The following is a 9077-nucleotide window of genomic DNA, read 5'->3' as shown; positions in this document are numbered from 1 at the left end:
CGGCCCGGGCGGCGCGCCCGCGGCGGCATCCGGCGCTTTGCGGAAGCCGGACCGCGCGCCCGACCGGGCGCGGCCGGTGCGGCGCAGGGCGCGCGCCCGTGACGCGTGCCGTGAGAGCCCGTCAGGCCCCCGCCGTCCGCGCGGCGCGCAGCGGCTCCAGCGCCCGGCTCCACGCGAACAGCTCGCCCAGCATCTCCAGCAGGGTCGGCTCCTGGTGCGGGCCCGGAGTGAACTCGCCCGGCTGCGCCGGATCCGTGATCCTGAAGTCGCTGAACACCGAGAGCGCCACCTGGGAGCGCACGTCGGCGACCTTCAGCTCGCCGAGGATGACCCGCAGGTGCTCCGCCGCGCGCGTGCCGCCGTGCACCCCGTAGGTGACGAAGCCCGCGGCCTTGTCGGCCCACTCCGCCGACAGGTAGTCGATCGCGTTCTTCAGCGCGCCGGAGATGGAGTGGTTGTACTCCGGAGCCACGAACACGAAGCCGTCGTACGAGCCGATCGCCTCCGACCACTTGACGGTGTGCGCGTTCGCGTAGGAGCCGAACCGCGCGGGGACCGGCTCGTCCAGCACCGGAAGGCCGAAGTCGGCCAGGTCCACCAGCTCGACGGTGACGTCGCCGGCCGCCACCGCGGGGTGCCGGGCGGCCGCCGTGACGACCCAGTCCGCCACCATCACGGCCCGGCGCCCCGGGCGGGTACTGCCGGCTATGACGCCGATCCTGGTCATAACGCGTTCCTCTCTGGGCTCGCTCCTCGGACAGATGTGGCCACCTCGGGTAAAGTACAACCTGCATGGCAAAATGTAAAACGAGCGCTGTACCTTCCGAGGAGACCGATGGGCAGTCAGGACGCACCGAGGACTCGCGCGCGCGGCGGACTGGCGGACAAGCGCCGGGCCATCCTCGCCGGGGCCCTGGCGGTGTTCGCGCGGGACGGCTACACCCACGCGAGTATCGACGCCATCTCCGCCGAGGCGGGCGTGTCCACGCGCACCATCTACAACCACTTCCGCGACAAGGCCGAGCTGTTCCGCACCGTCATCCAGGACAGTACGGACCGGGTGGCCGAGTCCCAGATCGCGACCATCGACCGGCACCTGGGCGACGTCACCGACCTGGAGTCCGACCTGGTCGAGTTCGCCAAGGACTGGATCCTGCCCGCCGGGGACGACCGCCACGCGCACTTCTCCCTGGTCCGGCAGCTGGACTCGGAGTCCGCCCACGTGCCGCCCGGCACGGTCGAGACGTGGCAGGAGAACGGTCCGCTGCGGGTGCGCCGCGAACTCGCCCGCCGCCTCGGCGAGCTGGCCGACCGGGGGCTGCTGCGCGCCGACGACCCGGACCTCGCCGCCGTCCACTTCGGGGTGCTGATCTCGGCCGCGCGCCCGGTCTGCCAGGCCGGCGCCGGGTCGCGGGACGCGGCGGCCGAGCGGGTCGCGGCGGCCGTCCGCGCCTTCCTGTACGGCTACGGCGCGGGCGCGGCGGCCACGGGCGCCCCGGCCGCGCGGCGGGGCCGCGGACCCGCCGACGCGCGGGCACCGCACGAGTCCTGAGCGCGGCGCCGCCGAATTCCGCCGGAGCCGACCGGAATGCACCGCACACCGAAACGCGGACCACGGCCCGCGGAGCGCGGCGCGCGAATCGCGGGCGGACCGGTTCCGCATACCCGGTTCCGCGGGAATCACCGCACCGCGGGAATCACCGGGCCGCGGGAATGGCACCGTACCGCCGTACTCCCGCCGGCCGGGCCGCCCGCGCGGTGCCCTTTCCCGCGCGAACGGCCCGACGGTCCGTTAGGATTGCGCGGCCCGGTCCATCCGGCGGGACAGCAGCAGCCATTCGTGGGACTTCCAGGCGTGCCCCGAATCGCAGCGCACGGCCGGCGTCCGGGCGGCCCCGTCGGCGGGCCGTTCGGCGAAGACCGTCCCGGTGCACCCGGAACAGGGGCACGGACCCAGCTCCGTGCGGGCGCCCGTACGGGAATACGCGACGCGACGCGCGGCGCGCGACACGGCGGCGACCTCCTCGGCGAAGTCCCCGGCCCTCCGGTGGGCGAGCAGCCAGTCGACGTGGCCCACCAGGTAGACCGCCAGGTCGCCCGGCTCCCGGCGGGCGGGCAGCGGCGCGCCGCGCTCCCGGGCCACCCGGGCCGACCAGCGGGCGAGGAGGGAGCGGACCCCCGAACGGGCGGCCACCGCCGCCTCGTCGAGCGACAGGGCGGCGCCCACCCGCCGTCCGCCCAGCCGCTCCAGCGCCGGGCCGGGCCGCCGGACCAGCACGGACTCGCAGTCGCCGTAGAGCCTGGGCAGTTCGACGAGATCCGCCCTGAGCCGGGTGCGGCACGACGGACACATCGGCAGGCCCGTCACGGTCTCGCCCGGCCGCCGCGTTCCGCTGTCGCGGTTCGAGCACTCTCGACTCACACAAAAAGATCTGATCACGTCAATCCCCCGCCACTGTGTCAGATATCACTCTCACCGGCCCTGGCCGACTGCGCGCTGACATGATTTCGCCAGGGGCCGCCGAGCACGCGATTCGCAGCCCTTCCGGCCCGCGTGAAGATTCCGCACGAGCCCGCTCAAAGGCATATGCCACGCACTCGAACCAGCCAGTGATCCCGTTCACCTCCCGACAGGACCACCCGTTCCGAAACGACCCGGCCCATAAAGCATATCAACAATCGGGAGCGATATCATAAAACGCGTGTAAATGATTCCTGTTCCCAGCCGCGGGAAACCCCTGAGGCGGCCGGGGCCCCGCGGCCGCCGGGTGGCGTACGGCCGACGCGCCCGTGCGCCCGGCCCCCGGCCTCCCCTGTGGTGACCCGCCGTCAGGCACCGCCGCCCGCGCGCCGGTGACCGGGGAGCCTCCGCCCGGAGTGTCGCGGCCCGGGCGCTCTTCGCCCCTCCCGCGCGCCATGTCATGATCACACCGTGCCCAGCGCCGCCACGGCGAACCCGCGGCCGGCCGGCAGGCGCCGTCTCACAGCCCTTCGTACCGCGAGGAGCGCGCCAGATGTCCAGTGACCCGGCATACCGTGGCGCGGCGTCCGCCGCGAGCCCGCCGCCGCCCGGCGCCCAGACACCCGGCGGCCAGACACCCGGCGGCCAGACACCCGGCGGCCAGACACCCGGCGGCCAGACACCCGGCGGCCAGACACCCGGCGGCCAGACACCCGGCGGCCAGGCAGCGGCCGGCCAGGCAGCGGGCGGCGGGCCGACCGCCGGCAGCTGCGCCACCGCCGCCGAGATCGCCTCGCAGCCCGGCCGCTGGCGGCGGGCCGCCGCGCTGGCCCCGTCGGCCGACGCCCTGCCGCGGTCCGGCGAGCGGGTCGCCGTGGTGGGCTGCGGCACGTCCTGGTTCGTCGCCCAGAGCTACGCGGCGCTGCGCGAGGCGCGGGGACAGGGGCACACGGACGCCTTCGCCGCCTCGGAGTTCCCCCGGACCCGGTTGGCCCGGTTCTACGACCGGGTGCTGGCCATCAGCCGGTCCGGCACCACCACGGAGGTGCTGGCCCTCCTGGACCGGCTGCGCGGCGCCGCCCGGCTGTCCGCCGTCACCGCCGTCCCGGGAGCCCCGGTCGCGGACGCGGCCGACGAGACCGTCGTCCTGGACTTCGCCGACGAGGAGTCGGTGGTGCAGACCCGCTTCGCGACCAGCGCGCTGGCCCTGCTGCGGGCCCGTCTGGGCGAGGACGTCGAGGCGGTGGCCGCCGACGGCGAGCGGGCGCTGGCCCGGGAGCTGCCGCCCGGGCTCACCGGCGCCGAGCAGGTCACCTTCGTCGGCACCGGCTGGACGGTCGGGCTGGCCCGGGAGGCGGCGCTGAAGCTGCGGGAGGCGGCCGGGGCGTGGACCGAGGCGTACCCGGCGATGGAGTACCGGCACGGCCCGGTCAGCGTGACCGGGCCCGGCCGGGCGGTGTGGGCGCTGGGCGCGCTTCCCGCGGGCCTGGCGGAGGACGTGGCCGCGGCGGGCGGCGCCCTGGTCGCGGACTCCGGGCCGCACGCGGCGCCGGACCGGCGGCTGGACCCCATGGCCGACCTGGTCCGGGTGCACCGCCTGGCCGTGGCCGTGGCCCAGGCCCGCGGCCTGGACCCGGACCGCCCGCGCAACCTCACCCGGTCGGTGGTGCTGCCGCGGGCGCACGTCGGCGGCCCCGAGGCGTGAGGCACGACCGCCGTCCGCCCGCCGAGACGGTGACCGGCGGGCGGCCGTGCGGCGCGCCGCACGGCGCTTTCCGACGGTACGCCGCGGACCGGGTACGGCCGGGACACGGCCGCCGCACGCCTCACAAAGACCCGAGAGAGCCGCGAGAGCCCGGGAAAGATCGGGAAAGACCGGGAGGGAACGTTCATGCCCGTCGCTTCGAGTTCCCAGCTGGTCGCCGCCGCCCGGGCCGCCGGGCGCGGTCTCGCGGCGTTCAACGTGATCACGCTGGAGCACGCCGAGGCCGTGGTGCGGGCCGCCGACGCCACCGGCCTGCCGGTGGTGCTCCAGATCAGCGAGAACGCCGTGCGCTTCCACGGCGGCCGGCTGTCCGGCCTGCTGGCCGCCGCGACCGCCGTCGCGCAGGCGGCCGCCGGGCCCGTGTCGCTGCACCTGGACCACGTGACGGACCCCGCGCTGCTGCGCGCGGCGGCGGGCACGGCGGTGTCCTCGGTGATGTTCGACGCGTCGCGGCTGCCGTACGAGGAGAACGTACGGGCCACCGCCGAGGCCGCCGACTGGGCGCACGGGCACGGCATCTGGCTGGAGGCGGAGCTGGGCGAGGTCGGCGGGAAGGACGGTGCGCACGCGCCGGGCGTGCGCACCAGGCCGGACGAGGCCGCGGCGTTCGTCGCCCGTACGGGCGTGGACGCGCTCGCCGTGGCGGTGGGCAGCTCCCACGCCATGACCGAGCGCTCGGCGCGGCTGGACCACCCGCTCATCGCGCGGCTGCGCGAGGCCGTGGCCGTGCCGCTGGTGCTGCACGGCTCGTCCGGGGTCGGGGACGCGGAGCTGCGGCGGGCGGTGCGGGCCGGCATGGTGAAGGTCAACGTGGGCACCGCCCTGAACCTCGCCTTCACCGGGGCCGTACGCGACCGCCTCGCCGCGGACCCGGCGGTGCACGACCCGCGCGTCTACCTGGCCGCGGCCCGCGACGCGATGGCCGCCACCGCCGGGCACCTGCTGCGCGTGCTGGCCTGACGCCGCCGGGCGCCGTACCGCCGCTGCCGGCCGTCCGGCCGGCAGCGGCTCGGCGCTCCCGGGCCGGGCCCGTTGTCGGCGACCGGCCTCGCCGGGCAGACTGGGGGCCGAGTGGGACGCCCGGGCGGCGGTGGCGGACCCGGGCCCGCGACCGGGCGGGGCCCGCGCGGCCGGCCCGGGTCCCTTGTGGAGTGGCCCGTTGGCGGGCCGTGTTGAGGTTGGGGTGTGTGGTATGGCAACGGGGAAGGTAGTCCGGTTCGACGAGTTCCGGGGCTATGGCTTCATCGCGCCGGACAACGGGAGCGAGGACGTCTTCGTCCACGCGAACGACCTGCTGGACGACAAATACCTGTTCCGGCCCGGGCTGCGGGTCTCCTTCGAGGTGGAGGACGGCGAGCGCGGGCTGAAGGCGTCCGAAGTGCGCCTGGTCGGTCCCGGCGGCTCCGCCGGCCCCGGCCCGGCCGGCCCGGGCGGTACGGCCCCGGTGCGGCAGGCCGCCGTGGCCGCGAGCGGCACGCCGGGCGAGGAGGACGCCGAGGACGGCGTGTGCGACCTGCTGTCGGCGTCCGAGTTCCAGCACGAGCTGACCGAGGCCCTGCTGCTGGTCACGCCCGCCCTGACCGGCGAGCAGATCCTTCAGACGCGCCGACGGATCATCAAGCTGGCGCAGACGCACCGGTGGGTGGAGTCCTGACCGCTCGTCCCGGACGTCCGGGACGCGGCTGAGCGCGCCCGCGTGCTGGTCCGGCCCGCCCGGGCCGGACCAGCACGCGGCACGTCGGGGCTGCCGGCCGTACGGTGCGCCGGGGAGCGGAGCGAGGCGGTCGGCGGCGTCCGCGATGTGGACACCACCGGTGGCGCATATCATCGGATCGTTCGCCCGGCGGCCGGGCGGCGCCCCCGGGCGGCCCGGCGGCTCGCGGCGGCGCGGTTTCCAGCCGTTCGACCCGCCAGCCGTTCGACCCGCAGGACGTCCCGTGTCCCACCGCACCCCCGCGGACCCGCCGCCAGGTGCGCCGCGCCGGGTCCGCGCCCTGCTGGCGATGGAGCCCGGCGTCGCGCCGCGCCTGTTCGGCGCCGAGCGGCTGGACCGGCTCACCGCCCTGGCCGACGTGGACCCCGGGCTCGTCGCCGACGACTTCGCCGCCCCCGCCGCGGCGCGGGCGCTGCGCGCGGCCGAGGTCGTGGTGAGCTGCTGGGGCTGCCCGCCTCTGGACGAGGCCGTGCTGGCGGCCGCGCCGCGGCTGCGCGCGGTCGTGCACGCGGCGGGCTCCGTCCGAGGCCACGTCACGGACGCCTGCTGGGACCGGGGCATCCTGGTCTCCTCCGCGGCGTGGGCCAACGCGCTGCCCGTCGCGGAGTACACGGTGGCCGCCGTCCTGATGGCCAACAAGGGCCTGTTCACCGTGCGCGACGACTACCGGCGCCGCCGCGCCCGCCCCGACTGGCGGGGCGATTACCCGCACGTCGGCAACTACGGCAAGACGGTCGGCGTGGTCGGCGCCTCCCGCGTGGGACGCCGGGTGCTGCGCCTGCTGCGCCCGTACGACCTGCGGCTGCTGGTGTACGACCCGTATCTCGGCCCGGGCGAGGCGAGGAGGCTGGGCGCCGCCGCCGCGGACCTGGACGAGCTGTGCGCGGCCTGCGACGTGGTGAGCGTGCACGCGCCCGAACTGCCCGCGACCCGGCACCTCGTCGACCGGCGGCGGCTGGCCCTGATGCGCGACGGCGCGACCCTGGTCAACACCGCGCGCGCCGCCCTGGTCGATCAGGACGCCCTGCTCGCCGAACTCGTCTCGGGCCGGCTGCACGCGGTGCTGGACGTGACGGACCCGGAGGTGCCGCCGCCCGGCTCGCCGCTGTACGACCTGCCGAACGTGGTGCTCACCCCGCACGCCGCCGGTTCGCTGGGCACCGAGCTGCACCGGCTGGCCGCGGCCGCCCTGGACGAGCTGGCGCGGTACGCGGCCGGGCTGCCGTTCGCGCACCCCGTGCACCGGGCAGACCCCTCGGCATGACGGGACCGCACGGCGCGACGGGACCGTCCGGCGGCTGCGGGCCGGGCCGTACGACCGGGCCGCACGGCACGACGGGGCNGGGCCGCACGGCACGACGGGGCCGCACGGCACGACGGGGCCGCACGGCACGACGGGGCCGCACGGCACGACGGGGCCGCACGGCGGAGACGGACCGCACCCCTTCTCCCTGCCCCCGGAGGACCGCGCCCGCAGTCCCCGTACCGGCTGGACGCGGGCTCACTGGGAGGCCGTCGCGGACGGGCTGCTCGCGGCCGTACGCCCGTACGCCTCCCCGCGGCACGCCCTGATCCGGCTGCCCGGCGCCGGGCCGAGCTGCTCGGGCGAGCGGTCGGACGGCCTGGAGGGCTATGCCCGTACGTTCCTGCTCGCCGCCTTCCGGGTGGCCGGGGCGGGCGGGGCCGACCCGGGCGGGCTGCTGGCCGGGTACGCCGACGGCCTGGCGGCCGGCACCCGGCGCCCGGTGGACCCGGACCTGCCGCCGGCCGCCGGCGACGAGTCCTGGCCGGTGATCCGCGACCGCGGCCAGGCGATGGTCGAGGCCGCGTCGGTCGCCCTGGCGCTGCGGCTGACCCGGCCCTGGCTGTGGGACCGGCTGGCCGACCCGGTGCGGCAGCGGGCCGTGGCGTGGCTGTCGGCGGCGCTGCGCCGCGCCCCGCACGACAACAACTGGTGGCTGTTCCCGCTCACCGTCGGCGGCTTCCTGGCCGAGGCCGGCGCCGACACCGACGCGGCCCGCGCCGCCGTGGCGCGCGGCCTGGAGCGGCTGGAGGGGTGGTACGCGGGCGACGGCTGGTACACCGACGGCCGCCCCCGGGCCTTCGACCACTACAACGGCTGGGCCCTGCACCTGTACCCGGTGCTGCACGCGCACCTGTCCGGCGACCGCGGCCTGCTCGACCGGTACGGCCCGCGGCTCGCCGCCCACCTGCGCGGCTACACGCGCCTGTTCGGCGGCGACGGGGCCCCGCTGCACCTGGGCCGCTCGCTGACGTACCGGTTCGCCGCGGCCGCGCCGCTGTTCGCCGGCGCGCTCACCGGGCACACGCCGCTGGCCCCGGGCGCGACCCGCCGCCTGGCCTCGGGCGCGCTGCGGCACTTCCTGGACCGCGGCGCGGCGGCCGGCGGCCTGCTGTCCCTGGGCTGGTACGGGCCGCACGCGCCGACCGTGCAGTCCTACTCCGGCCCGGCGTCCCCGTACTGGGCCGCCAAGGGCTTCCTGGGGCTGCTGCTCCCGGCGGACGACCCGGTGTGGACGGCCGTGGAGGAGCCGGGCCCGGCGGAGCGCGCCGACGCGGCCGTGGCCCTGCCCGGCCCGGGCTGGCTGGTCCACAGCACGGCGGACGAGAGCACGGCGGCCGAGCGGGAGGCGGACGAGAGCACGGCGGACGTGCGCACGGCGGACGACGGGCTGGTACGGGCGCACAACCACGGCTCCGACAACCGGCCCGAGACCGCCACCGGGCCCGACGACCCGCTGTACGCCCGCCTCGCCTACTCCACCGCCACCGGCCCGACGGCCCCCGGCGCCGTGCCCGACAACCACGCGGGCCTGGTCGTGGCGGGCCGCCTCACGCACCGGGGGCGGATCGAGCCGCTGGGGGCGGGCCCGGGCTGGGCCGCCTCCGCGCACCGGCCGCGCCTGGCGGACGCTCCCCTGCCCGGCGCGCTGGTCACCTCGCTGACCCTGGCGCGCGGCGCGGACGAGGTCCGGGCCCACCTGGTCAGCGGCGCCCCGGACGGCGCCGCCGCCCGGCAGACCGGTTGGGCCACGGCCGGGGAGGCGGTCACCGCCGGTACGTCCGCCGCCCCGGCCGCCGCGTGGACGGCGGCCCGCGGCGCGGGCGCGGGGCCC

The 9077-nt window shown here is 77.3% G+C and carries 8 protein-coding genes; 6 read left to right on the top strand and 2 right to left on the bottom strand.

The genetic code is table 11. From position 1 onward, the window contains the following. Positions 1 to 121 precede the first annotated feature (121 nt). Positions 122 to 727, bottom strand: coding sequence for an NAD(P)H-dependent oxidoreductase (locus RKE29_RS24610; protein WP_312007805.1), 606 nt, complete (start codon positions 725 to 727; stop codon positions 122 to 124). 108 nt (positions 728 to 835) lie between these two features. Here RKE29_RS24610 and RKE29_RS24605 point away from each other — a divergent pair, with 108 nt between their 5' ends. Continuing rightward, positions 836 to 1552 carry a TetR/AcrR family transcriptional regulator gene (locus RKE29_RS24605; RefSeq protein WP_312007803.1) on the top strand — a complete coding sequence of 239 codons (717 nt, stop codon included), beginning with the start codon at positions 836 to 838 and terminating at the stop codon, positions 1550 to 1552. Between the two features lie 240 nt (positions 1553 to 1792). Here the strand turns inward: RKE29_RS24605 and RKE29_RS24600 are convergent, their stop codons facing one another. Beyond that, positions 1793 to 2353 carry a hypothetical protein gene (locus RKE29_RS24600; RefSeq protein ID WP_312007802.1) on the bottom strand — a complete coding sequence of 187 codons (561 nt, stop codon included), beginning with the start codon at positions 2351 to 2353 and terminating at the stop codon, positions 1793 to 1795. A 661-nt stretch (positions 2354 to 3014) separates the two neighbouring features. On the opposite strand from RKE29_RS24600, the gene RKE29_RS24595 reads away from it, so the two are divergent. From RKE29_RS24595 to RKE29_RS24575, 5 genes are all read left to right on the top strand, one after another. Beyond that, positions 3015 to 4166 carry an SIS domain-containing protein gene (locus RKE29_RS24595; protein WP_312007801.1) on the top strand — a complete coding sequence of 384 codons (1152 nt, stop codon included), beginning with the start codon at positions 3015 to 3017 and terminating at the stop codon, positions 4164 to 4166. A 186-nt stretch (positions 4167 to 4352) separates the two neighbouring features. Then, positions 4353 to 5186 (top strand): class II fructose-bisphosphate aldolase, encoded by an 834-nt coding sequence (locus RKE29_RS24590; protein ID WP_312007800.1) that lies wholly within the window; start codon positions 4353 to 4355, stop codon positions 5184 to 5186. A gap of 232 nt (positions 5187 to 5418) precedes the next feature. Continuing rightward, complete coding sequence (locus RKE29_RS24585) at positions 5419 to 5880, top strand: cold shock domain-containing protein (RefSeq protein WP_312007799.1); 462 nt, start codon at positions 5419 to 5421, stop codon at positions 5878 to 5880. A 349-nt stretch (positions 5881 to 6229) separates the two neighbouring features. After that, complete coding sequence (locus RKE29_RS24580) at positions 6230 to 7204, top strand: hydroxyacid dehydrogenase (protein WP_312007807.1); 975 nt, start codon at positions 6230 to 6232, stop codon at positions 7202 to 7204. A gap of 187 nt (positions 7205 to 7391) precedes the next feature. Next, positions 7392 to 9077 (top strand): DUF2264 domain-containing protein (locus tag RKE29_RS24575; RefSeq protein WP_312007806.1); only part of this gene is annotated, 1686 nt, incomplete at its 3' end.

It is taken from the genome of Streptomyces sp. B1866 (assembly GCF_031932565.1).
GTDB lineage: Bacteria > Actinomycetota > Actinomycetes > Streptomycetales > Streptomycetaceae > Streptomyces.
This window is presented reverse-complemented; position numbering and strand designations above follow the sequence as displayed.